Genomic DNA, 24,784 nt, shown 5'->3' on the forward strand with positions numbered 1-24,784 from the left:
ATTCTTGGAGCTACCTTTCTCTACGATACGAGATTCCCAAAGCAGCGGGGGCGACGGTTCCCTTGCCTACAATCACAAGAACGGCGAGGGCAATAAGGTACGGCAGGGCGATCATAAGCTGGAACGGAACCTTCCAGCCAAGGGCCTGAAAGCGGAATTGGAGGCTTTCGGCAAAGCCGATCAATAGTGCCGCCAAGAAAACCAAGGCGGGACGCCAGCGGCCGAAGGTCACCATTGCGATCGCCACGAACCCGCGCCCAGCGGACATGTTTTCGGCGAATGTTCCAGTGATGACGATCGAGAGGTACGAGCCACCCAAGCCGGCGAAGAGCCCTCCTACCAGCACCGCCATGAATCGCAGCCGGTGAACGGAAAACCCGGCCGCTTCCGCCGCCTTTGGATATTCCCCCGCCGCCCGGACCGCCAAACCGCACGCCGACCGGGAAAGTAATGCCCACACCACCGGAACCGAAAGCACCATAAGCGCCATCAGCGGATCGACACCGTGCCAAGACGGGAGGGTCGGAACGGTCAGCAACTGGCCGCTTTGGCCGAACTTCCCCCGATACAAGGTTCCGGTCAGCCCCAACGCAAAGAGATTCACCGCCGTGCCGACGACTACCTGGTCGCTGCAGAGATACACCGTGAACCAGCCAAAGATGGCGTTGACGGCGACTCCCGCCGATGCGCCGGCGGCCAGGCCGATCCAAGGCGACTTCGTGGTGAAGCTCACGAGCATGGCGAAGAAGGCGCCGCACAGCATCGCCCCCTCGAGGCCGATATTAATCACGCCGGCTCGCTGCACGACGGTTTCTCCGATCGCCGCCAGCGCAACGGGGGCGGCATAGATGAAAAGCGTCAGCCAGTCCATCTACGCTGCCTCCGTTGGAAGCGGCTTGCGGCGCATCAGAGCGCGAACTCCAACGAAGCCAAGCACCGCCGCGGCTTGGATCACGTAAATCAGCGTGGTCCCGGCCGGCGTGAAGCGGGCCAAGTTCTCCGACCCCGCGAACAAGGCGCCGAAATATCCCGCGCTGAGCATCACCAGAAGCGGGTGCAACCCGCCAAGCAAAGCGACGGGAATGCCGATGAATCCCCACTGCTGGGAGAAGCCACTACCGAGTTGGCCGGCGGTTCCGGTGTATTCGACGCCGCCGGCGAGACCGCATAAGGCTCCGGAGATCAGCATCGCCACTAACTGCATCCGTTTCGCATCGATGCGATTCGCCCGCGCTACCTGGGCATTGTCGCCCACGACCCTAAGGCGGAAGCCAGCCTTGGTGAAGTAGAGGAAACCCCAAACTATAAACGCCATGACGATGGCAAGGAAGACTCCAGCATGGAGGTCCGTTTGCCGATCGAAGCGGGGGAGCATCACGGCGTCGGGCAGTAGATCGGTTAAGGGGAGCTGTCCCTTCCCTTCTTGTAACGGCCCGCTTACCGCCCATCCGAGGAGTTGCAGAGCCACGAAATTAAGCAGGATCGTACTGATGACGACCTCGACGCCGCGTTTCACATATAGCCAGCCGGCCAGGTAGGCCCACACGGCTCCGCCAACGGCGCACCCGGCCAGGATCCCGATTGTTACAAGAAATGGGGGGAGGCTCGCGGCTTTCAGCATCGCTTTGGCGACCACGCAGCCAAGGACGCCGCCGACCACGAACTGCCCTTCCCCGCCGATGTTGTACATGCCGGCCCGCCAGGCGACCACCATTCCCAACCCGGTCAGGAGGAGGGGAATCGACTTGACCGCCGTCCGGGACCAACCGAATTTATCGCCGAACGCGCCGTGCGACAACAATCTCAGGCTCTCGAGCAGCGGTAAGTGAAAAGCGATCAGGGTAAGCACCAAGATGGCCAAGAGCCCGAGAGCGCTCAGCGAGAAGCGCGAAAATGTGTTCACCGCCTTCCCCCCACCACCGAGATCGCCCCTTCGTCATCGATCAGCTCGCCGCGCGACATAAATACGCGCCGATCGGACAGCGCATACAGCTCGTCCAGGTCGGTGGAGAAAAGGACCACCGCGGTACCGGCATCGCGCGCCTCTCGAATTTTGCCGTGAACGTAACTGGTGGCGCGAATGTCGAGCCCTCGCGTTGGGTTGACCACCACCAACAGCTCGGGTTCGCCGTCTAGGGTGCGGCTTACGACCACCTTCTGCTGGTTTCCGCCGCTAAGGCTGGCGATCGGCTCTTTAGAGCTGGGGGTACGGATCTCAAAACGTTCGATGAGCCCTTGCGCCCAACGATGAATCTCCTTAAGACGTAAGAAAGGTCCGCGGGTCAGTGTCTCGCGCCGATAGCCGGCGATCAACAGGTTTTCTTCCACCGATAGGCCGAGCGCCAGACCGTCGATCTGCCGGTCTTGGGGCACGTACCCGGTTCGAGGTTTGCCCTCGGTCCCTTCCCAGGTCACCTTTCCCGCCGCCAGTGCACGCACTTCCGCGATCGCTTCCGCTAGTTCGATCTGCCCGTTTCCGTCGACCCCGCCGATGCCGAGGATTTCTCCCCTGCGGACTTCGAAGCTTATTCCCCTTACGGCGTCCTCTTTCCGGTCACCTTTGACGCGGAGGTCGCTTGCCTTTAGCCCTTCGCCCGCGACGGTTGCCGGCGAGTTGACGGCAGCAGTAGGCAGCTCGCCCACCATCCATTCGGCAAGCGTTCGCTCGTCCACTTCATCGCGGGTTGCGGTGGCGATCAGCTTGCCGCGCCGCAGGACCGTCACTCGGTCGGCTACCGCCAAGACCTCGGCGAGTTTATGGGCGATGAGCACGACGATCTTGCCTTCGTCCCGCAGCCGGCGCATCACACGAAATAGGTCGTCGACTTCCTCCGGCGAGAGCACCGCGGTCGGCTCATCGAGAATCAGCACCTGAGCGTCGCCGCCGAGCGCTTTTAGAATCTCCAACCGCTGCTGCTCCCCCACCGCCAGGTTTCGTACCTTCTCGATGGGATCCAACTCCCAGCCAAGTCGCTTGGCGGCCTCAAGTGAAGGGGCGGCCCTCTCGGCAACGTGGGAGGCTCCGAGTAAGCCGGGCAGGCGAGAGAGAGCTAGATTCTCGGCGACGGTGAAGTCGGGAACGAGGGTGAAGTGCTGGTGGATCATTTCGATCCCGATCCGTTTGCACTCGAACGCGCGACCGAGCGGAATCGGATGTCCATCCAACTCCACCGTTCCCTTCGACGGCGCCACGAACCCGGACAGCACGCTCATCAAAGTTGACTTGCCGGCGCCGTTTTCCCCGAGGACGGCATGGATTTCCCCGGCTCGGAACTCAGCCGAAACGTCATCGAGCGCGGAGACGCCGCCGTAACGCTTCGTGACGTTACGGACGGCTAAAAGATGGTGGCCTCGACCCTCAGGCAAGCGCCAAGTCTACTTTCTCTGCTTCAGCTCGGCGAGCTCACTTGCCGTGACGATCTTAAAACCGCGAGCGCGCAAGGTTTGGATTATCGTTGGCAAAACGTCCAACATCTGCGGGATTCCGTCGTGCAGGAGAATGATGCCGCCGTTGTTCGCCTTCGCGAGCGTGCGGTCGAGAATGACCTGCTCGTCGCGCTCATAGTAGTCCCCGGGGTCGTCGGTCCAGAGAACCGTCGTCATACCGAGCGACGCGCCGGCGTTGATCACCGCGTTGTCGATGTCGCCGCCGGGAGGGCGGCAAACTTTGGGCCGCTTGCCCGTAAGCGACTGGATGACGTCGCTGCACGCCTCGTAGTCGGCTTGAGCCTCTTCGTCGGTTACCTTGGTGAGACAGGCGTGGCTAAATGTGTGGTTGCCGAGCTCGTGCCCCTCGGCGGCGATCAACTTGACCAAATGCGGATATTTCTGCGCCATCTTTCCGACCAAGAAAAATGTCGCCTTTACGTTTTCTTCGCGAAGGATTTGGAGCAGGTGCTGAGTGCTGGGGCCGTGAGGGCCGTCGTCAAACGTTAGCGCAACGACCTTCTCGTTACGGTCGCCGCGGCGAAGTTCGGTCAAGGCAACTCTCGGAGCGTCTGAAATCTTGGCGACTTCCGTCCACGCTTTTTGCCAAGCAGGCGAATTTCGCTCCAGAGCCGCGCTGTTGACGGTCGGAAAAGGCTTTACTGAAGGGGTAGACGAAGCGCCCCCGCAACCAACGAGGGCAATACCCGCGATCACAAAAGCTGCGGAAAAAAGATTCATCAATCGACTCATACGGGTCAGAGCATTTCGAAGCACGGTCGGAGAGAGATTATGCGCGTCACACCGCATCAGATGCGATGTACGAGACAATCGATCATCATTACGCGTTGAAAGTGGATGGTCCATTAGGCATGGCCCCGTAAATGGAAAACCGACCCGTTTTTTTTGATCCGAAAGGACGACGACATGGCCTCTTATCGCGAGTGACCATCGCGATGGCCGTGATGTTCGTGCTCGTTTCTATCGTATTTTTTGTAAGCCTGTTTTCGGTGCCTTCGCTGGGCGGTCAACTCGTACGCAAGCCCCGCGCCCAGTTTCAACCGCCCGCTCCCCGGCACAGCCGTCGCGACCTGTTTTCCGAAGTCTCGCGAAGTAAGCGCGCCCCGGTGGCAGTCGCATCTCCCGCCGGTCAGATCGTAGCCGCGTTCTACGCCCCTTGGCAGGAAGCTGGACTCAATTCTCTCCGAGCGTACGGTAAGAACCTGACTCACCTTATTCCGGCCTGGCTGCACCTGAACGCCGCCGGCGAGTTGGATACGAGCGACTTCGACCTCGATCAAAATCCGCTCAACTCGCAGGTGATCGCCTCCGCGCGCGACCAGGGCGTCCGGATTATGCCGTTGCTCAGCAATAGCCGAAGCGACAGCTTCGACCCTAAGTCGGCGGGGATTCTTCTTCAATCCGCCGAACGTCAGCAGGCGATGAGCGAGCAGCTTCGAGACTGGCTCGTCTCCAACCGGTTTCAGGGGCTGAACATCGACTTCGAAAACCTGAAGGATGTCGACCAAGCCCGTCTTCCCGGCTTCTTGGCCCTTCTCTCCAGGACTTTGAAGGCAGATGGGTTGGAGCTAACGGTTTCTGTCGACGCGGACACCGATCCGGACGTGGTGAAGGAGATGGTCCCGGCGTGCGATTGGCTCGTGCTGATGGCTTACGACGAGCACGCGGAGACCACAGGAGCCGGGCCCATCGCCTCAATCGACTGGGCGGAAAAGGTTCTCGATAAAACGCTGAAAGTAGTTCCGGCCGACAAGCTGGTCCTAGGGATCGGCAGCTACGCATACGACTGGCAGAAGGGGCAAGCCGCCCAATCGATCAGCTACCAAGAGGCGCTTTCCATCGCGGCGGGTTATCGCGATGGCGAAAAGCCGGCCGACGTCATCGACTTCGACCCGAACTCGCTCAACAGCACGTTCGAATACGCCGACGACGACGGGAAAACGCATGAAATATGGATGCTCGACGCCGGATCGGCGTTCAACCAGTGGTCCGACGCGAGAGATCTAGGGTTGCGAGGGGCGAGCGTGTGGGCGTTAGGAATGGAGGACCCCGGCCTTTGGAGTTTCCTGAACCGACGTTCTCCGGAACGGGCGCCGCAAGTGAGCGCCATGACCCAAGTTAGCTTCCCATACGGCGTGGACCATGTCGGCAAGGGTGAAATCCTGAAGGTGCTTCAGCACCCGACCGTCGGCCAGCGCGAATTCGAGGTGGACAAGGAGACCGGATTGGTGACGGACATGAATTACCTCCGGTATCCGTTCCCGTACGTTATTCAGCACTCCGGATATAACGCGGCAACCAAGATGAAGCTGGCGCTCACGTTCGACGACGGGCCGGACGGTGAGTACACGGGGCCAATCCTCGACGAGCTGAAGCGCCTGGGCGTCAAGGCGACGTTTTTCGTGGTCGGGCGAAATGTCGAGGCGAGGCCGGACCTCCTTCGCCGGATCTATGCGGAGGGGCACGAAGTTGGAAGCCACACGTTTTTCCACCCCGATCTGGGCATGGTCAGTCCGCGACGCGCCGCACTCGAGCTGAATGCGACTCAGCGCTCGATTCAAAGCGTAATCGGGCACTCCACTACCCTTTTCCGCCCGCCGTTCAATGCGGACTCCGAACCTCAGGCCCCGGCCGAAGTCGAGCCAGTCAATATCGCCGACCGGATGGGATATGTGACGGTCGGAGAAAAGGTCGATCCACAGGACTGGAACCTCGACGTTCCAACCGGCCACGGCGCCACGCGCACGAAAACCGCCGACGATATCGCCACGTCGATCATCCACGCGGTCCACACCGACGCAGACAAGCACGAGGAAGGCAACATCATCCTGCTGCACGACGCGGGCGGCCCACGCGATGCCACGGTAGCCGCGTTGCGCAAGTTCGTACCGGAACTGGAGAGCGAAGGATATCAATTCGTCGCCGTTTCGCAGCTTATGGGGAAGACTCGCGACGAAGTGATGCCAGGGCTCACGACCGGCGATCGGCTGGCGATCTGGTTCGACGGACTGGTTCTCAGCTCCGTCTTCCGAGTCGACTCGCTGTTGGCGAGTGGATTCGTTCTTGCAATCGGACTAGGGCTGCTTCGAATTCTGTTCGTCGTTCCGCTCGCCCTCCGCCACCGGAAAGCGCAATCTTTGCTCACCTTCGACGACGCCTACCAGCCAAAAGTCGCGGTGTTGATCGCCGCCTTCAACGAAGAGAAAGTGATCCGGCGAACGGTGGAAAGCGCGCTGGCGTCTGCCTATCCTTCCGTTCAGGTGATCGTGGTCGACGACGGTTCGACTGACGGCACGTATGCCGCCGTTGCCGAGTTGGAAAGCCCGCACGTCTTGGTCGTTCACCAAGAGAACGGGGGTAAGGCATCCGCTCTGAACCATGCTCTTCATCTCACCGACGCCGAGGTTGTTCTCTGTATCGATGCCGATACGCAGATCCATCCGAAGGCGATGGCGCGGCTCGTGCGGCACTTCCGCGACCCGAAGGTGGCGGCTGTGGCGGGTAATGTCCGCGTGGGCAACGTGCACAACATCCTCACCGAGTGGCAGGCGATGGAGTACACCACGACCCAAAACCTCGATCGAAGCGCCTACGCCCAGTTGAACGCCATTACGGTAGTGCCGGGCGCGATCGGGGCTTGGCGTCGGGAGGCGGTGCTCGCGGTAGGCGGCTACACGACCGATACCCTCGCCGAGGACATGGACCTCACGTGGCGTTTACGGCGGGCGGAATACCGGCTCGATACCGACCCGACCGCACTGGCGTACACCGAGGCGCCGGATACGTTTCGATCGTTTTTCAAACAGCGATTTCGTTGGACCTTTGGAACGCTGCAGTGCCTCTTTAAGCACCGGCGCGCGCTTGGACGTCACGGGTGGTTCGGCGCGTTGGCGCTGCCGACCTTATGGCTGTTCCAGGTCGTATTCCAAGGTCTCGCGCCGTTGGTCGACATCCAAGTGGTTTATTCGCTAATCGCTTGGGTCGCCTCTCGCTTCGGAGATTCGGGCGAATCCGCCCATACCGCGGCCGCCGGCGCGACCGCGGCGCTCATCCAGGTCCTCGCCTTGTACGCGCTTTTCTTTGGCGTAGAGCTCTTCTCGGGCTTCTTGGCGTACCGTTTGGAGAAGCAGTCCACTCGTCCGCTACGGTGGCTCTTCCTGCAGCGCTGCGCCTACCGGCAGGTGATGTATGGCGTGGTCTACCGCTCGCTCGTCAGGGCGCTCGCCGGCCGACGAGAAGGGTGGGGCAAATTGGAGCGAAAGGGGACGGTCACGGTCTCCAGCTAGAACTTATGGACCTCTCGCTAAGGAGGTCAAGGGTCGAAGAAAGGTTGAATCGCAAAGGGAGCAACGGCGGGCTTATTCGACGCTCGCCGCGGGGTTCTGCTTTGGGTATCATCTCCTCCTGAACCCGGACGTAGCTCAATGGATAGAGCATCAGTCTTCGGAACTGAGGGTTGGGGGTTCGAGTCCCTTCGTCCGGGCCAACTCCTAGCCTCCTGCGGCTAGCCCCTGTTTCAAAGTCTCCACCGGCATATAGAGCCGCATGGTGTCTACTTTTAGAGGCAAAAACCCTCGCTTCAGATAGTATGCGTAGGCCGATCTGTCGGTCCGGCCAGTAGATCTGAAGGCAGGATTAGAGCCTTTCACTTGCCACGAAATTACGTGTCGCGGGTTTCCGTGACCGACCTAACGCGCCCATAACGGTCGTGCGCTAAGTCGCGCAATTTCCCTTTTTGGACTGCAAATGGCTTCACAGGAAGCGTTAATCACCAATAAGATTCGGTGAACGAGCCATGAGCCAAACACTTTCTTTACCCCTGATCGGTCTCGAAGAGACCTTCCCCGACAAGCTCTTTGTCCTGCACCACCCGGCGAGCGATCGCTACGGCTGCTTCTGCCACGACGGCGTACACGGACTAGCCTGCTTCAGCAGCGAAGGCGGCGCGTTCCGCTTCGCGGAGTGGATCGATTTGAGCGGAATGATGACGAAAGAAGTCAGCTTCGACGAAGCGCGCGAAGTTGCCAAGCAGCGTCCGATGCCCGTCGTCTCCCTGATGCTGCTCGATCGAATGGAAGACCCGCAAATCCACTACGTCCGGTAATCCGATCCCCAGTTCAGGCTCAACGAAGAGCCCCGATGCCGTAACCGGCATCGGGGCTCTTTGCATGTGGCACTGGCATCTTGCCAGTGGGTCCCAAGGGCATCCTGCCCTTGGCCGCTTCGTTTTGGGGCTCATCGGCTGGGAGCCGATGCTACGTTTTCACGGACTGGAAGTGCCAGGGGCGAAGCTATACCGCTTCGCCCAGGTAGGCGGCGATCACTTTCGGATCATTCCGGATTTCCGCAGGAGGACCTTGAGCGATCTCTTCCCCGTGATCGAGGACGACGATCCGCTCGCACAGCGACATCACGAACCGCATGTCATGCTCGATGAGCAGCACCGTCATGTTGTGCTCGTCCCGAATCTTCCGAACCATCCGGTTCAGCTCTTCCTTCTCCATCGGATTCATACCGGCGGCCGGCTCGTCGAGAAGCAGGAGCTTTGGCTGAGTCGCCATCGCTCGCGCAATCTCGAGTCGCCGCTGCATGCCGTAGGAGAGGTCTGCGCTCCGGACGTTGGCCACATGCTCGAGGTCGACCACTCGAAGAAGCTCCATCGCCTCCTCTTTTAATCGGTTCGTCTCCGCGATCGCGGGAGGAAGGTAGGCCAAGGCGCTGAAGAGCCCGGTGTGGTGCCTCAGGAATCCGCCCACAACGACGTTCTCCAGTACGGAGAGCGATTTGAACAGGCGGATGTTCTGGAACGTGCGGGCAATCCCTAACTTGGCGATCTTATTCGGGGGCGTACCGGTGATCGGGCGATCTTCGAACAAGATCTCGCCCGAGGTCGGCTTGTAGACGCCGGTGATGATGTTGAAGCAGGTCGTCTTGCCGGCGCCGTTCGGGCCGATCAAGCCGAAGAGGTCCCCCTTCTTAAGCGCGAAGCTAACCGAGTTCACGGCGGTCAAACCACCGAACTTGATGGTCGCATCATTTAGTTCGAGCAGGCTCACGCCGCCACCTCCGTGCTCGGCCCCTTTCCGCCGAAGAGCTTCTTCACCCATGTCCACGAGAATTCGTGGTGCGCGAAGACGCCCTGGGGACGTAGGAGCATGAGAACGATCAACGTGACCGCGAAGATCACCATACGAAGCTGGTCCGCCTCGATCTGCTTGTTCTGCATCGGCTTGACGCGGCTCAGGACGATGCCCATGATGACCTGAACGACGACGCCGATCACGATCGAACCCGCATAGAAGCCGAGCCGAGCCCACTTGGTTCCACGTCCATCGTCGACGATACGCTTGATTAGCGCCACAGCGACCACCACACCGATCAGGGCAGCCACGACCGTCGAACCGGATACAGTCAACGGACCGGCTCCGCCCCGACCATGAAGGCTTCGCAGGTACTCCGGCAAGTAACTCAAGAACAGGGCGGAAACGATCGAACCGGTGATCGATCCGGTACCGCCGAGTACGACCATCGTGAGAATAATAAAGCTGACGTCCATGGAGAACGTCGTGGGGGTGATGAACCCCTCGTAATGGGCGAGCAGAGCACCCGCCGCCCCGGCGAACGCAGAGCCGAGAACAAACGCGGTGACCTTCACCTTCGTGATGTTCACGCCCATGGCCGAGCTCGCCACCTCGTCCTCGCGGACCGCGAGGAAAGGAAGGCCGTGAGCGGTCTTAAGCAGGTTGCGGCAAACCGCGATGCAGAAGATCGCGAGTAGCCACACCATGGCGACGCTCTGAATCTTCGGCGCGACGTTCATGCCGTACGAACCGCCCAACGCCTCCGTGTTTTGGACCTGGATCCGGATGATCTCACCGAACCCAAGCGTCACGATGGCGAGGTAGTCGCCTCGAAGACGCAGCGATGGAAGACCGACAACGAGACCGGCAACCGCGGCGGCCAGAGCGCCGCCGAACATCACCAGCACAAGCCATACCAACGGCGGCAAGTGCGCGGCGGCAAAGTAGCGCCCGGTTAAGAACGCGCCAAGATAGGCGCCCACTTGATAGAACGCGGCATGCCCGATCGAGAACTGGCCGGTGATGCCATTGATAAGGTTGAGGCTCACCGAGAGGGTCACGTAGAGTCCCGCGAGAACGATCAGACGCTGAGTGTAATCGTTCTGCCCGCGGGCAACTTTCTCGAGGAGAAAGCAACCGAGGACGGCGAGGACGATCGAGACGATCCGGATTATCCAGTACCGGCTCATACCTTCTCCACCTTCGACGACCCCATCAACCCGCCCGGTCGGAACAGGAGAACCACGATCAGGATGACGAATGCGATCGCGTCCTTATAGTTGCTGTACCCGGCCCAGATGACCAGGGTCTCCGCGACGCCCATCAGGATTCCGCCGAGCACGGCTCCCGGGATATTTCCAATGCCGCCGAGAACGGCGGCTACGAACGCCTTTACGCCCGGCAGAAGGCCGTAGAACGTCGTCAGGGGCGTTCCTTGAAAGGTCGCCGTCATCATTGCGCCCGCGCCGGCCATCGACGAGCCGAGGATGAACGTGAAGGTGATGATCGAGTTGACGTTCACGCCCATGAGGGACGCGCTGTCGAAATCGTGGGAGACCGCGCGCATGGCGCGACCGGCCCGCGTGTAAAGCACCAGGTACGTCAGGATCACCATCAGGACGATGACGGTGACGAACATGATGATGCGGCTTGTTTGAACCGTGATCGTGATGCCGGCGGTGACCGCCTTGCTTTGGGCCTCTTGGTAGGGTCGTTCGGCATCCTGTGCCGCGGTACGAAGCGCCTTCCCTTCCGGTGAGAGGTCAAACTCCCCTTCTTTAGGGTGGGCGGCGCGGTAATCGTCGAACGCCTTCTTCGTTTGAAGGTACTTCGGCTCGGCGGCTTTCAATGCCGAAGCGATTTCCGCCGGAGGGGCCTTCAAGAAGAAGGTCTTGCTCTCGCGGTATGGGTTCACCTTCTCGGAGATGCTGGGAGGAGGAGAGTTGGGCAGAAAAAGAGCGCCGCCGTATTGGAGCAGCAGCGAAACGCCGATCGCCGTAATCAGTGAGGCGATACGCGAGTGGCTCCGCATGGGCCGGTAGGCGAATCTCTCGATGAGGACGCCGACGATGGCGCAAACCGTCATGCACGCAAGGAGCATGAGGATAAGATCCATTGCCTGTGGCTGCAGTTTTCCGGCCACGAAGCCGAGAAGCCCAAACGTTAGGGCCGTCCATCCCATCGCCTTTACGGCGACGTGGAGATCGGGCTTGGATCGGACGATCAAAACAAGCACCAGACCGACCACAAGTAAACCGATGCCAAGATTCCCGACCATCGCGGGGTTGAGCACGGGCCTGGCATCGGCGAGGGTCGAACCATCGCCAAAGCCGAACAGGTACGACATGAAGAGGGCGACGTACGCGCCGATCATGTACACCTCGCCGTGGGCGAAGTTGATCAGGCGAAGGACGCCGTACACCATGGTGTAACCAAGGGCGATCAACGCATAGATGGCCCCCAAGAGGAGGCCATTCACAAGCTGCTCCGGCAGCGTCCCGAAATTCAGCGCTGCCGGAGTGAAGAGGTGTTCAATCCCCATTCGTTACTTCGGAAGGCCAGTAGCTTCGTCCATCTCGTACGCCTTGGCGAACTTCTGGCCGTCTTTGTCGAGCATTACCACCAGGGCGCGCTTGGGCGGGTTGCCATGCTTGCCTTTGAGCGTGATGCCTCCGGAGACGCCCTTGAAGTCGGTCGTATCCTCGATGGCAGCCTGAAGCCCGGGGCTATCCTTCGTTTTCGCCCGCTTCAAAGCGTCGCAAGCGAGAGCCGCCGCGTCGTAGGCGAGAGCGCCCATCGTGGTGGCCGGCTTGCCGCCCCATTTGGCATCCCACTTCTCCAGGAAGGTCTTAACTTCCGGACGAGTCTCCTCGTTATTGTAGTGGTTGCAGAAGAAGCTGCCGAGGATCGCGTCGCCGCCGGACTTCAGAATCTCGGCGCTGTCCCAACCGTCGCCGCCGAACATCTTGCCCTTGATGTTGGGCATCGCTTCCACGGCTTGGCGGGCGAGCGGACCGGTCTCGTTAAAGTAGCCGCTCATGAAGAGGCCATCCGGATTCTTAGCCTTGAGATTCGTGAGCTGGCCCTGGAACTGGGTCTGCCCGGTCTCATAGAACTGCTCGTCAACGATCTTTCCACCCAGCTTAGTGAAGTACGCCTTGAAGCTCTCGCTAAGACCAGTCGAGTACGGCTGCTTCTTGTCGGTGATAATGGCGATGTTGCGGCAACCCTTTTCCTCGTAGGCGAACTTCGCCATGACGGGGCCTTGGAACGCGTCGGTGTAGCAAACGCGGAAGATGTTCGGCTTGCCGGCGGTGAGATCGGTTCGAGTCGCGCCGACGGCGATGACCGGGACCCCTTTCTCGGTAGCGGCCTGACCCATCTGAGCGGTGATACCGCTGGCGACTTCTCCGACCAACCCGATCGCCTTATCGGTCGACATCAGCTTCTCGGCCGCGCTCTTGCCTTGCTCGGGCTTAGAGCCGCTGTCGCCGATCGCGAGGTTGACCTTTTTGCCGTCTAGGCCTCCGTTGGCGTTGAACTCTTCGACCGCCAGCTCGGCTCCCTTGACACTATCGTCGCCCCACGGCTTAAGATCGCCGTTTTGGCTCGCGACCAAACCGATCGTAAGCTCGCCCGGCGCTTCCCAGCCTCGGCTGTCCTTGGTGATGCCGGCGGGCAGGACGCCCGTCGTCGCCGGAGTCGTACCTGTCGTTCCGGCAGCTGCCCCGGTCGTGGACCCGGCGGCGCCGGAATCGTTATTGCAACCCATAACCGCGGATGCGACCACCGCCGCAAATCCGAGCTTGACCAGAAGCCTGTTCGTCGTCATATCCACCATCCTCAAAAAAATGCTTGTCCCGGGCACGGACTCTCGGGGTGTGCGTAGTATACGCAAACCTTAACGCCACCGGTAAACTCTCTGCGCCTATGGCGAGCGAAGCGGCGATCAAAATCATCAAAGAAGCGACCGACGCGCTCCAGCGCGGAGATGCCGCAAAAGCTCTTGAGCTCGCCGAGCAAGCCGTCGTCGTGGACGAGTCGATCGCTCAGCCCCACCAAATCCGTGGAATCGCGCTGACGCGGCTCGGCAAAATGGAGGAAGCCACGATGGCCTTCCGGCGGGCAACCGAAGTAGCCCCGTACGAGCCGAAGCATTTCTACAACCTCGCCGTCAACCTGCGGGATCGGAGCCTGAACGACGAAGCCGAGAGCATGGCACGCGAGGCGCTACGGATATCCCCTAGCCATGCGGGAGCGCGGAACCTCGTCCGGGAGCTCACCGGGGTTGAGCCGCCTATCGAAGGTGGAGACGCCCAGCCGATCACCCCCACGATACGAAGCGGATACGAGGAGCCGAAGCACCTCCTTCCGTTTCTTAACGAGATGGAGAAGGCGTGGGATGGGATCGGGCTCGGCTTTTTAGCGCTTAGCCTCGTCGTCGCCTTTTTGTTCGTTTTCCACTTTCCTATCGGCCTCAGCGGCAAAACGATGCCTGGGGGAAAGATGCCGGAAGTCAACCCACGAACCGACAGCCTGTCGATCTTCACCTGGTACCTCGACGTTTTTTCGCTGGTTTGCACCTTTATGTGGATGCTAATCGACGTCATCGACCGTCGCCGACGATTTACGTGGTTCGTCCCGCTCACGGTGTGCGGAACGTTTGGATTCAACGTGGTCCCCCTTGCGATCTATTACTTCATTGGACGCAAGCTTGAGTCAGACGGCGTATCCAAATCGTAGACTGAACGTTACGGACTTCTGAAGATGCCGATTCTATCCGCCCTCCTGCTTTCAACCTTCGTCGCCCACGGCCAAAGCGCCGTCGAAGTCCCGTTTCGCCGCGGCGAAGAGTCGATCATCGTGGACGCAACCGTCAACGGCCGCCCGCTTTCACTCATGTTCGACACCGGTTTCTCCGGCGCGGTGAACGCGGACAATACGATGAACCTGGGTAAGCCGACCGGCAAGATGATCCTTCGCGACTTCGTCCGCGAAGTCGAAGCGCCGACGGTCAAAATCACGAGCCTGAAACTTGGCGACAAGTCGATCGACCCCGAAGGAATGGAAGCGGTAATGACGCCGCCCGCCGATTACTCGTTCGCGTTCAACACCCATTGCGACGGCCTGATGGGTTTCGAAGTAATCCAGAAGAACATCACGGAGATCAACTTCGAGAAGAACAAATTCATTTTCTATCCAAGTTCGATGGACATCACCAAGCGCGTGCCGGACAATAAGCGCACGTTCTTGGTGAAGATGCTGCCGACCGGCCACAACTCGATCGAGCTTCCGGTTAAGACTCCGAGTGGCAAGTCGATGATGTTGGCGCTGGACACCGGGAACTCGTTCTATGCCACCACGCACCGCGACGTGCTGGAACGGGTGGAGCTTTGGGGGAGCCAGTCGGCGAAGTTCGGCCAGCTCGCGGGCGTGGCCTCGGGCACCGTTGAGAGTTTCAACATCAAGATGCCCCCGCTTACCATCTTCGGGGTTCCGGTCGAGTCGAGCGTCTGGGACGTGATCGACCTTCCCTCAAGCTCGGCAGAAGGCGACGGAACGGTCGGCTTTGGCTTCCTGAAGAACTTCAACATTATCATCGACTACGAGCGCCGGCGGGTTTGGCTGGAGAACTTCACCGGCAAGAGCGGGAACGAGCCTCAGGGTGAAATCGGCCTCTCCGCCGGCTACAGCGTAAGCCGAAAGGGGATCTTCGTGGCGCGCGTCTCCCCGGAGAGTCCGGCCGATAAGGCAGGGTTGAAGGAAGGGGATCAGCTTCTGGCCGTCGACGGCCTCGATCTCACCCACCAATCTTTCCGTACCCTTCGTCGCCTGTTCGAAGGACCGGTGGGCTCGAAGGTGAAGCTCGCCGTCTCCCACAACGGAGCCCTGAAGCGGATGGAAGTCGAGCGTCAACCGCTGGTTAACCTGGCGAACGGCGCTTCGTAACGTGGCACGGGCTTCCAGCCCGTGGGTCCCAAGGGCATCCTGCCCTTGGCCCGCTCACACGACCAAGATGGTCGTGATACACATGGGCTGGAAGCCCATGCCACGATCGTGATACACGCGGGCTGGAAGCCCGTGCCACAATCGCGCCAATGAAGATCAGGAACTTGCTCGCCATTCTTGCCATTGGTTTCGTCGTTGGGTGCGCATCCGATTCGGGGAGCGGTTCGGCAGCTACGACCACCGGCACGCCGGCGGCCGGCGGAACCGCCAGTAAGGACGGCGGGACTTTCAAGGTCGCCCTTCTAACTCCGGGGCCAGTCTCCGACAACGGCTGGAGCGCCCTCGCGTACACCGGATTACAGGAGATCAAGAGCCAGCTCGGGGCCGAAGTGGCGAACCAGGAAGCCTCCGGCTCCAAGATCAAGGACGCCATGCGCACCTATGCGCAGGACCACTACAACCTCGTCTTTGGCCACGGGTTCGAATACAACGAGTTTGGCGTTCAGGTCGCAAAAGACTTTCCCGACACTGTTTTCGTAAGCTCCTCCGGTGGGAAAACCGCGCCGAACGCGGGCGCCTTCCGCTTCTATCTGGAGCAAGGCTGCTACCTGGCAGGAATGATGGCGGCCAAGATGAGCAAGTCTGGAACCGTCGGCTCCGTCGCCGTGCAGAACTATCCGAGCATTGTCTCCACGCTGAAGGCGTTCGAAGCGGGCGCTCGGGCGGCGAATCCCGCGATCAAAATCATCCCGACCGTCTACATCGGCAGCGAGACGGACGTGGCCAAAGCCAAGCAGGCGACGGAACAGGTGCTCGCCCAGGGGGCGGACTTCGTGATCCACCAGGCGAACGCCACCGCGAGCGGCGTCTTCCAGGCGTGCAAAGCCAAGGGCGCTTACGCCTTCGGAACCAATGCGGACCAAAACTCCGATCCGAGCGGAATCGTGATCGCCAGCGCGACGATCGTCGCCGGTCCGGCCTTCGTCGACCTTGCGAAGCAGGTGAAAGCAAAGACCTATAAGGGCTCGGTTCAGCTATTCGGCATGGATAAAGGCGCCATCGACTTCGTGATCAACCCCGCCCTCAAAGACAAGGTCCCTGCCGATCTGCAGAAGATGCTCACCGACGCAATGGCGAACATTAAGGCTGGCAAGCTGGTTGTGCCGAAGGATGAGTTTTAAACTGGGCGTTGGGCGTTGGGCGTTGGGCGTTGGGCGTTGGGCGTTGGGAATAGGGTAATGCCTACAAGCTACTAACGCCTTAACGCCTTAACGCCTTTTCCCCTAAAACGCACACCCCGTAGCTCGCGTCGTCGGCGCGTACTCGGGGTCGAAGGGGGTTAGCGGGACGTTGGCTGCCTTCGTCATTTCGGCGTTGATGTCCTTCAGTAGGTCGACCGAGTAGCCGGGCCACATTTTGATGATGTGGCCGTCGGTCGACAGCAAAGCGGAGTAGACCGACGCCTTCGCTTCGTAGGCGTGGATGATCTTCTTCTCAGGATCCGGTACCACGGGATAATTCACGAGCATCTGAACGCTCCAGTCGTGCGCCTTCTTTTGGCCCGCATTCGTTACGCTGACGAAATCGACTTTGCCGAGGAATTTTCTGGATAGTTTGTGGAAGAGCGGCTCTGCGTCGTAGCTGCAGGGACAGCCGTCGAGGACGAAGTAGACGAACTGGGGTCGCTTGGCATTCCTTACGCCCAGGGTCACCGGCTTCCCTTCGCTGTCCAGCGCCGACATCGTCGGTGCGACTTTGCGCATCTGCGCAGCCGTTTCTTCCATCATCGCCTGCGTCACCAGATGGCGAACGTTCGGCTCGAGAAACGTGCCGGAAGCTGAGTGAGGTTCCCGAGAGGCCAACATCAGGGCCGCCCCGGCGCATGCCAACGCCAAGCCTGCGGGTATGGAAAGATAAGCGAGCCGCATCTGGGCTCTAGTTTACCGGGAGGCGCCTTTTCGCTCGTCCTTCAGCGCCTTATCCAGGTTCCTCTCGATCTCCTCTCTCCATTCGAGCAGCGCCTTCTTCTCCTCCGTGTCTTTGGACTCGCCAATCTGCTCATCGATACGGACCAGCCTCCTGGCGTACTTCGAAACCAGTTGATGGGGTGACATCTTTACCTGTCCGGAGTAAACGGGCGCCAGTATCGGGAAGCCGAGGGCGGCCAGAGCGCCTCCAAAAACCGCCACGAACGCAACTTTGAGTTTCGTCCCCGCCTTGACGGCTGGAGAGCAATCGCGGGTGACGATGGTTCCGTCGCCGCGCTTGTAGAACCGAGCGCAAAGCTTCCCTTCCGTCTCGGAGAGAACCGCCTTGGCCTCTTCCCGCGACATGTTCGTGAGGTTGTAAACGTTTTGGTTGCAATGCGAGCAGAAGCGGATCTGGTCGTCGCCGATCATCCGGCTCCACTGCGCGGGGCATTGGCGGACGACGCTTAGGTTGTCCAGCGGATCTCGACTCATGCCCCATAGTACGACGGCCATTGCGCTAACGACCACCGGTTGACGACAATAGGGGTAACGATGCTGCCGTTTCTGCTCCCCTTGCTTGCCATCCAATCGCCCACCATCGTCCGGGACGATTACGGCGTTCCGCAGATCCGGGCGGCGTCGGTGGGCGAGGCGTTCTACCAAGCCGGTTACGCGGTGGCGCAGGACCGTCTTTGGCAGATGGAGCAGAGCCGCCGGCTGGCCAGGGGGAGAATGGCGGAAGCGTTCGGGAGCAGCTTCGCCGCCTCGGACAAGGAAGTTCTGCAGACCGGATATACGGACGACGAATTGCGTCAGCAGGTCGAGCATCTGTCGCCCGAATTGCGCGAGATCTTCCGGGAGTACGTGCGGGGCGTCAACGCCTGGATCGACGAGGCGAAGCGAACGAACTCCCTGCCCGGCGCCTATGCTTCCACAAAGCTGACGCCCGAGCCATGGACGGAGGTTGACTCCGCGGCGATCGGCGTCCGCCTCCTGCAGCAGTTCGGCCGGGGCGGCGCGGGAGAGATCCGGAACATGGCCCTGCTCGCCTACCTGAAAACTCAGCCGAAGGCCAAAGATCGGGTGCTTGACATCCTCGAAGACTTCGCGTGGTGGAACGATCCCGAATCGCCGACGACGGTGGCCAAGGCCGACGATCTGGTGAAGACTCCACCGCGGTTTTACCAACCTGACCGAGCGACGTCGGCCAAGCACATGGCGATGCTGCCGAATGTGAATCTGTTTGAACTCCTCGGTGGAGTGCGAATGGCGATGCGGGAGACGTCGACAAAGATGGCCGAGCAGATTGCCGCGCCGTTCAAGACCGGCAGCTATTGCGTCGTCGTGGCCCCTTCCAGGAGCGCCACGGGGCGGCCGTTGCTGCTGTCGGGGCCGCAGATGGGGTTCCGGACTCCGTCGATCGTCCACGAGATGTCAGTCTCCGCTCCGGGGCTCCAGGTTGTAGGTATGGATATTCCCGGCGTGCCGGGAGTGGTCGTCGGCCACACCAAGAACCTCGCTTGGGGATTGACGAGCGGAGTCGCCGACACCGACGACATCTTTTACTATCCCGCCGACGGGCCGGGCGCATACAAATTCGGCAACCAGCACCACGAGCTTACGGCGATCACCCGCACCCTTAAGGTGGCGGGGGGCGCGGACCAGACGGTGACGCAATTGCGGACGGTCGACGGCCCGGTAGTGCTCAACAGCAGCTCGACGAAAACCTACTTCGCGAAGCGGTCGAGCTACTGGATGCACGAGCTGGATAGCTTTAACACGTTCACCGGCATCTGGACCGCCGCCACTCCAGCGCAAGCCGACCAAGCGATCCAGCGGGCAACGATGAACTTCAACTTCTTCTATGCGACGCTCGGCGGCGACATCGGCTATCGGTACGCGGGTCTCGTACCGATTCGGGCGGACGGCGTGGACCCTCGCTTCCCCACTCCCGGAGGGCCCACCTACGCTTGGCGCGGCATGGTGCCGCCGGCGCAGATGCCTCACACGTCGAACCCGAAGGCAGGGCTATTGGCCAACTGGAACAACAAGCCGGTCGCCTGGTGGCCGAACTTCGACACTCCGGTGTGGGGACTCATTTTCCGCAACACGGCGCTCCTGAGCGCGGTTTCCAAGAAGACTTTGGCGATCCAAGACTTGGAACGAGCGGCCTGGACCATCGCCCGAGCCGACGAGACCTGGCCCTACTTCGCCCCCTACGTCGAGTCTTGGGTGGCTAAAAACGGTGCGAAAGCCGAGCCGATTCGTGGTTTCGACGGTTCTCTTCTCGACGGTTCTCGACAGGCAGCGACCTATTTGCGATTCATCGACGCGCTTCGCGCCGAGCTCTTCTTGGGGACGACCGGCAATTTCGCTTCCCCGGACAACTTCGCCCAAGCCGCCCAACCCTCGGTGATGATTCGCGCGTTGCAGCGCCGGACGAGGGTCAATTACCTCGGCACACGCAGCCCCGCCGACGTGATCGCCAAGGCGATGGAGCGTGCTTGCGACGCGGGTCGCGACGCGCTGGGCCAGCCGATCCGGTATTCCGCCCGCGGCATAACGGTGCCGGGGCAATCGCCGATCCCTTATTCGAACCGTGGCACCTTCATCCAACTGGTGGAAGCATTGGCGGACGGGATGTCGGGGCGGACGATCAACACCCCCGGCATTGCCGAAACCGGCCCCCACTCCCTAGACCAAGTCCCCCTCGCCCGAGCCTGGCTCTTCAAACCGGCGCATTCCCCCTGGCGAGGGAAATAATCCGGAGCCCCCTCCTCGTCGGATGTTCGTGCCGATGAGGAGGGGGGTTGGGGGTGGAGATCCGGAATCTGATACTTGATTTCTGATGTCTGATATTTGGGCGGCGAACTGTGTTCGCCACGTACAGGATGGATACCCACCGACTGCGAGCCAGCGCCCCCAGCGCCCTTGACTCGCGAAAATGGCGAGGGTATAATTGTCTTCCGCGTGCTCCGGTCGTCTAGCGGTTTAGGACATCGCCCTCTCACGGCGAAGATCGAGGGTTCAAATCCCTTCCGGAGTACCACTAAGAAAGCCGCCCGCCCGTTAGGGTTGGGCGGCTTTCTTAGCCTTACCGCGAAAAAGAGACAGGCGGAAGAGGCTCAGCGAAATACCTTTTGAAGGAAGTAGTACAGGTTGTAACTCCAAGTGTCCCGGTCATGTCCATGCCCGTCCACGTTCCAAATATGCGGAATGTCGTGGTCCCGAAGGTATTGGTGGGTCCGCTGGCTGATGCCAAAGAGTCCGTCCTTCGTTCCTGCCGACACGTAGACGAGGCGCAACTTCTTGGCCTTATCGACGTCGGGGACTAGGCGGTCCGGTTGATACGTGTTAGGGGCCGACGAAAAGCCCCCGATCGACTTAAAGACGTCCATATGGGCAAAGCCGAAGTCGAGTGACTGACCGCCACCCATCGAGAGGCCGGCAATAGCGCGGTCTTCCGCTTTAGTGGACACCGAATAGCTCTTCTCTATGGTCGGAATGAGATCGACCAGAAGATCCTGCTCGAATGTGGCGTAGGCAGGAGCGCTTGCATACTTATCCCCCTTCGGCTCGTCGTCCATTTGCGCGCAACCATTGGGCATAACGACAACCATTGGAGCGGCCTTCCCTTCTGCGATGAGGTTATCGAGAACTACGTCCGGTTTGCCCGCCCATCCCCATTGGTACTCGTTCGCTCCGATGCCGTGCAAAAGATACAAGGTGGGATATTTCTTCAGCGCTGAGTATCCAGGGGGCGTGTAAACGAGCATATTGCGAGCTTTGCCAACGGTGGAGGAATACCACGTCGTGTGCTCCAGTTTCCCGTGGGGTATGTCTTTGCGAACGTCGTCGAATCCAGCGGGCGCGTCGGGAAAAAGCTTTTTGTCGTCGCTGGCAGGGTGAATGGGTTGGCCAAAAGCAACGGCAGGAGAAGGCAAGGGTTTCACGACCACGTCGCGCAAGTCAGGAAAGAGTAGCGGAGCGAATTCGTGCAGGCTCCGGCGCCACGTTGGATAGTCATGGGTTGTCCCGGGAGACTCGTAGAATGAGTACTTAATCCCCGCCGCATTCAGAGCTGCGCGGTATCGTTTGACGCTTTCGAGGATAAATCCCGGTTCATTAGAGCCCTCAGTTAGGAAGAGAAGATTCATCTTGGCATTGAACTTCTTCGCATTTCTCATCGCTCCGCGATGATCGGTTTTCAGGTTAATCGGGGCATTGAACGCGCCCCCGCATCCGCTAAACCCGCCCAGATAGGAGAACAATTGGAGATGGTCGAGACCGAGAGACATCGTCTGGAGGCCGCCCATAGAAAAGCCGGCCAATGCCCTATGCGAACGATCTGGGATCGTCCGGAAACGACGTTCTACATCGGGCAACAGATCGGAGGAGAATTCCTCCTCGAAAGTGGCGAACATCGCATTGAAATCTGGAGGGCTCTTTCGCGACGTGATGTCAGGCTGAGCCTCGCCAGGCTTTGACGCGTATCCATTCGGGCTTACGACGATCATCGGTACAGCCTTCTTTTCGGCCAACAGGTTGTCCATGATCTCCTTGACGTTGCCTGCGTAAGGCCACGAGCGTTCATCGCAATTTGCTCCGTGCAAGAGGAATAGGATCGGATAGCGTTGAGATGTATTCTCGGCATAGGCGGGAGGCAGATAGACGTAGTAGCGTCTCTCCTTCCCCGTTGTTTTCGACAGGTAGGTTATCGGCTGCAAAGTTCCGTGCGGCACCTCTTTAACGGCATAGAACTCTTCGGAGCCTGCGTTTTGAGACGACGTCGCGGCGAAAAGGGCGAGGCAAAGGAAAAGAGTGTGCAATGTGGTCGGTCCTTGGACGCAAAAACGGTATTTGAATGCGACGATTTTTCGGTACCATACCGCCCCGGCCCCGGTTGTCGCTTCTTCTCGCACTGACATCGTTCGGTGACTCTGCACCCAAGCGCTGTAATAGGACACTCCTCAGTCCCGTGCCCTCCTGGCAAGTCCACAAAAACCTTGGGGCATAACATTTCACCCAGGCAAGACCTCCTGGAAAGTTCGAAGAGCATCCTCCACGGTGCACCAGAAATGGGATGAGCGGTTGCATGTGCCGCTCATCCCATTTCTGGTCTTGGTAAGGCATAAAAGAGGGCCTGGCCTGAGCGGTGGATCATTCCGCTTAGTCCAACGAGTCGTGGAATCACTTCCGGCGTATCACCACATCCTCCGAGCGGGCAGGCGGTAGAGCTCGACCGGGGCGCGCTCAGCGCGTGGAGTCGGCGCGTGCGAAATTGGCGCGTTTGGGGCAAAGAGACAAGGGTTAATAAGTCCTCGGCGCGCAATGCGCTCCTTGCATTATAGTGATGCTGAAATGTCTCGGCTTGTACTTGCGTCGGCAATAGTGATTACGGCTCTCTGCGGGTTGGTGTTCGGGATCGGGATGCTAGTTCTGCTGAAACTGCAGATCCCGGCGCAGTTCCTAGTGCCGTCGGCCGGAGGGTTCGCGATCCTCATGGTTCTCCTGCAGTACGCCCTCGGTCCCGTGGTGATCGACGCGGTAGTCAAAATCCGGTGGACCAGCCCCATGGAGCTTGGACCCGACTTCGATCTTTGGCTGCGGCAGACCTGTGCCACCTTCAAGATCCCCACGCCGAAGTTCGGCATCATCGAGGAGGGGTCGCCGAACGCTTTCACCTACGGGAATGGCCCTTGGAACGCGCGGGTAGTCGTCACCCGCGGCGTTATCGACGCCCTAGAACCGGAGGAGCTGAAGGCGGTGGTTGCTCACGAGCTCGGGCACGTCCGCAATCGCGATTTCATCGTGATGACCATCGTCCAGGCGCTCGTTTTGGCCCTGTATTCGCTTTACATAGCCTCTCGCTATGCGGGCCGACGCAACGGCGGGTACGTCGCGGTTCTCAGCTTTATCGCTTACCAGCTCAGCTACTACATCTCGTTGCTCCTCTCTCGAGTTCGCGAGTACATGGCCGACTACGCGTCCGCGCAGATCATGAGCAACGGGAACGACCTCAGCTCCGCGCTGGTCAAGATCGCGTACGGCATGGGCCGGCTCCAGACCGCTTCACCGGCCCAGCAGCCCGTGTCTTACTCTCCGCAGCCCTATCCTTCCCCCGCCTATCAAGCGGTCGCCACCGCGCGTCCGGGCCAAATCATCCTTCCGCCCGTCGGCGTAAACCAAGCCCCACCCGTCCAGCCAGCGCCGCCACCGGCCATGGGGAACGATCGCGTGACGCCGGATCTAATGGCGAAGCTGGCCTCCATCCAGCATCAGGGCGACGTTCGGTCGGGCGCGGCCGCATCTCAGGACTTCGCCGCGCAACTCCTCGGCGGGCAGGCGCAAGCCCGGGCAGGTAAGCAACCTAAGAACCCGGCGCCGAGTTTCGATGCCCGGGCGCTCGGCGCGTTCGGCATCGCAGGCGCCGCCTCGATGCGCTCTGCCGTCACATGGGGCGGCCAGCAAGGAACCGTCGATCCTGACCATTTCACGATGGGCGCTCGATGGGAGCTGTACAACCCTTGGGCCCGCATCGCCGAGCTCGTGAGCACGCATCCGCTGACGGTCCGGCGCATCCAAGCGCTCCAAAAGCTGAATGCCAGATTTAACGTCAAGTCGGCCTTCGATTTCAGCAAGATCCAGCCGGGCCGGTACGCCGGATTCTTGGGTGACCTGCTGGTGGTCGCCACCCCGTGGCTCTTCGCGGTGGCGGCGGTGGCTGGCGCCATCGCCTATCGCGGACCCGCCCGCACGGAAAACATCGTCGCCATCGGGCTCGCCGCCCTTTCCGGTTTTTCGCTCGGCGCCCTTGTCAAGCTATTCGCGAAATACCGCGGCAACTTCGTGCGGGGCAACGTCAAGAGATGTCTTTCCGAATTGAATGTTTCCCACGTCCGGCCGGTCGCCGTAGCTATTCAAGGAACCTTCACGGGCCGCCTCTCGGCTGGAATGGCCTGGGCGGACGACTACGTGCTGCAAGACCCAACCGGGTTCGTTGCATGCATTCTGCACCAACCTTTCAAATGGCTCGACTGGGCTTGGGGCTGGATGTACAGCCAGCGGTTCATCGGCCAAGAGGTCATCGTCCACGGCTGGTACCGAAGATTCGGCTCCCCGTACATCGAGATCTCCCGCTTCGAGGTGGTCTCGACCCGCGAGACGATCCAGTCGTACTACTACCCCGCCGCGATCATTGGCAACCTGCTGTTGGCGACCGCCACTGGCCTCGGGGCATGCTTCTTGCTGCGCCATTGAGATCAGATCTCGCCTAACGCGAAGCGTTGTAGCCGCAGGTTGGCTCGTACCTGCGCGAGACAGAGCTTGCGGATCGGT

At 60.3% G+C, this 24,784-nt stretch carries 18 protein-coding genes and 2 tRNA genes; 9 read left to right on the forward strand and 11 right to left on the reverse strand.

Going from position 1 to position 24,784, the window contains the following annotated elements:
* Positions 1 to 10 precede the first annotated feature (10 nt).
* Genes OP10G_RS20980 through OP10G_RS20995 form a run of 4 tightly spaced genes read right to left on the reverse strand, consistent with a single transcriptional unit; the run spans position 11 to position 3,981 of the window.
* Positions 11 to 871 (reverse strand): ABC transporter permease, encoded by an 861-nt coding sequence (locus OP10G_RS20980; protein WP_025228471.1) that lies wholly within the window; start codon positions 869 to 871, stop codon positions 11 to 13.
* Positions 872 to 1,903, reverse strand: coding sequence for an ABC transporter permease (locus OP10G_RS20985; RefSeq protein WP_025228470.1), 1,032 nt, complete (start codon positions 1,901 to 1,903; stop codon positions 872 to 874).
* Positions 1,900 to 3,366, reverse strand: coding sequence for an ABC transporter ATP-binding protein (locus OP10G_RS20990; RefSeq protein ID WP_025228469.1), 1,467 nt, complete (start codon positions 3,364 to 3,366; stop codon positions 1,900 to 1,902). The genes OP10G_RS20985 and OP10G_RS20990 overlap by 4 nt, the downstream gene beginning before the upstream one ends.
* A 9-nt stretch (positions 3,367 to 3,375) precedes the next feature.
* A complete protein-coding gene (locus OP10G_RS20995) occupies positions 3,376 to 3,981 on the reverse strand; it encodes a polysaccharide deacetylase family protein (RefSeq protein ID WP_158409317.1) in 606 nt (201 codons plus the stop codon).
* A 572-nt stretch (positions 3,982 to 4,553) separates the two neighbouring features.
* On the opposite strand from OP10G_RS20995, the gene OP10G_RS21000 reads away from it, so the two are divergent.
* The 3 genes from OP10G_RS21000 (at position 4,554) to OP10G_RS21010 (ending at position 8,551) form a co-directional block, all read left to right on the forward strand.
* Positions 4,554 to 7,733: a glycosyltransferase gene (locus tag OP10G_RS21000; protein WP_158409318.1), complete on the forward strand. Its 3,180-nt coding sequence runs from the start codon at positions 4,554 to 4,556 to the stop codon at positions 7,731 to 7,733.
* A 124-nt stretch (positions 7,734 to 7,857) separates the two neighbouring features.
* Positions 7,858 to 7,933, forward strand: a tRNA-Arg gene (locus OP10G_RS21005).
* A 309-nt stretch (positions 7,934 to 8,242) separates the two neighbouring features.
* On the forward strand, positions 8,243 to 8,551 hold the full coding sequence (locus OP10G_RS21010) for a hypothetical protein (protein WP_025228466.1): 309 nt from the start codon (positions 8,243 to 8,245) through the stop codon (positions 8,549 to 8,551).
* Positions 8,552 to 8,738: 187 nt separating this feature from the next.
* Here the strand turns inward: OP10G_RS21010 and OP10G_RS21015 are convergent, their stop codons facing one another.
* Genes OP10G_RS21015 through OP10G_RS21030 form a run of 4 tightly spaced genes read right to left on the reverse strand, consistent with a single transcriptional unit; the run spans position 8,739 to position 13,359 of the window.
* Positions 8,739 to 9,554: an ABC transporter ATP-binding protein gene (locus OP10G_RS21015; RefSeq protein WP_084179594.1), complete on the reverse strand. Its 816-nt coding sequence runs from the start codon at positions 9,552 to 9,554 to the stop codon at positions 8,739 to 8,741.
* The gene (locus OP10G_RS21020) at positions 9,500 to 10,717 is read right to left on the reverse strand and encodes a branched-chain amino acid ABC transporter permease (RefSeq protein ID WP_025228464.1); all 1,218 of its coding nucleotides are present in this window, start codon (positions 10,715 to 10,717) and stop codon (positions 9,500 to 9,502) included. The genes OP10G_RS21015 and OP10G_RS21020 overlap by 55 nt, the downstream gene beginning before the upstream one ends.
* Positions 10,714 to 12,069: a branched-chain amino acid ABC transporter permease gene (locus tag OP10G_RS25245; protein WP_025228463.1), complete on the reverse strand. Its 1,356-nt coding sequence runs from the start codon at positions 12,067 to 12,069 to the stop codon at positions 10,714 to 10,716. Before OP10G_RS25245 ends, OP10G_RS21020 begins: the two co-directional genes overlap by 4 nt.
* Positions 12,070 to 12,072: 3 nt before the next feature.
* Positions 12,073 to 13,359, reverse strand: coding sequence for an ABC transporter substrate-binding protein (locus tag OP10G_RS21030; protein WP_158409319.1), 1,287 nt, complete (start codon positions 13,357 to 13,359; stop codon positions 12,073 to 12,075).
* A 98-nt stretch (positions 13,360 to 13,457) separates the two neighbouring features.
* Between OP10G_RS21030 and OP10G_RS21035 the strand changes: the two genes are divergently transcribed.
* The 3 genes from OP10G_RS21035 to OP10G_RS21045 all read left to right on the forward strand — a co-directional run bounded on the left by OP10G_RS21035 (position 13,458) and on the right by OP10G_RS21045 (position 16,657).
* Positions 13,458 to 14,270, forward strand: a complete 813-nt coding sequence (locus tag OP10G_RS21035; protein ID WP_025228461.1) for a tetratricopeptide repeat protein — start codon at positions 13,458 to 13,460, stop codon at positions 14,268 to 14,270.
* A 24-nt stretch (positions 14,271 to 14,294) separates the two neighbouring features.
* Entirely contained in the window at positions 14,295 to 15,476 is a 1,182-nt protein-coding gene (locus OP10G_RS21040) for a PDZ domain-containing protein (RefSeq protein WP_025228460.1), read from the forward strand.
* Between the two features lie 149 nt (positions 15,477 to 15,625).
* On the forward strand, positions 15,626 to 16,657 hold the full coding sequence (locus tag OP10G_RS21045; RefSeq protein ID WP_025228459.1) for a BMP family protein: 1,032 nt from the start codon (positions 15,626 to 15,628) through the stop codon (positions 16,655 to 16,657).
* A 102-nt stretch (positions 16,658 to 16,759) separates the two neighbouring features.
* Here the strand turns inward: OP10G_RS21045 and OP10G_RS25250 are convergent, their stop codons facing one another.
* On the reverse strand, positions 16,760 to 17,404 hold the full coding sequence (locus OP10G_RS25250; protein WP_025228458.1) for a peroxiredoxin family protein: 645 nt from the start codon (positions 17,402 to 17,404) through the stop codon (positions 16,760 to 16,762).
* Between the two features lie 12 nt (positions 17,405 to 17,416).
* A complete protein-coding gene (locus OP10G_RS21055) occupies positions 17,417 to 17,938 on the reverse strand; it encodes a hypothetical protein (protein WP_144241289.1) in 522 nt (173 codons plus the stop codon).
* A 60-nt stretch (positions 17,939 to 17,998) separates the two neighbouring features.
* Between OP10G_RS21055 and OP10G_RS21060 the strand changes: the two genes are divergently transcribed.
* Together OP10G_RS21060 and OP10G_RS21065 are read left to right on the forward strand one after the other, a co-directional pair.
* Positions 17,999 to 20,209, forward strand: a complete 2,211-nt coding sequence (locus OP10G_RS21060; protein ID WP_025228456.1) for a penicillin acylase family protein — start codon at positions 17,999 to 18,001, stop codon at positions 20,207 to 20,209.
* A gap of 209 nt (positions 20,210 to 20,418) precedes the next feature.
* Positions 20,419 to 20,495: transfer RNA gene (locus tag OP10G_RS21065), tRNA-Glu, on the forward strand.
* Positions 20,496 to 20,571: 76 nt separating this feature from the next.
* Here the strand turns inward: OP10G_RS21065 and OP10G_RS25255 are convergent.
* Positions 20,572 to 22,374 carry an alpha/beta hydrolase gene (locus OP10G_RS25255; RefSeq protein WP_084179596.1) on the reverse strand — a complete coding sequence of 601 codons (1,803 nt, stop codon included), beginning with the start codon at positions 22,372 to 22,374 and terminating at the stop codon, positions 20,572 to 20,574.
* Between the two features lie 433 nt (positions 22,375 to 22,807).
* On the opposite strand from OP10G_RS25255, the gene OP10G_RS21075 reads away from it, so the two are divergent.
* Positions 22,808 to 24,706: a zinc metalloprotease HtpX gene (locus OP10G_RS21075; protein ID WP_158409320.1), complete on the forward strand. Its 1,899-nt coding sequence runs from the start codon at positions 22,808 to 22,810 to the stop codon at positions 24,704 to 24,706.
* The last annotated feature ends 78 nt before the right edge of the window (positions 24,707 to 24,784 follow it).

The sequence above is a fragment of the Fimbriimonas ginsengisoli Gsoil 348 genome, assembly GCF_000724625.1.
Lineage (GTDB): Bacteria > Armatimonadota > Fimbriimonadia > Fimbriimonadales > Fimbriimonadaceae > Fimbriimonas > Fimbriimonas ginsengisoli.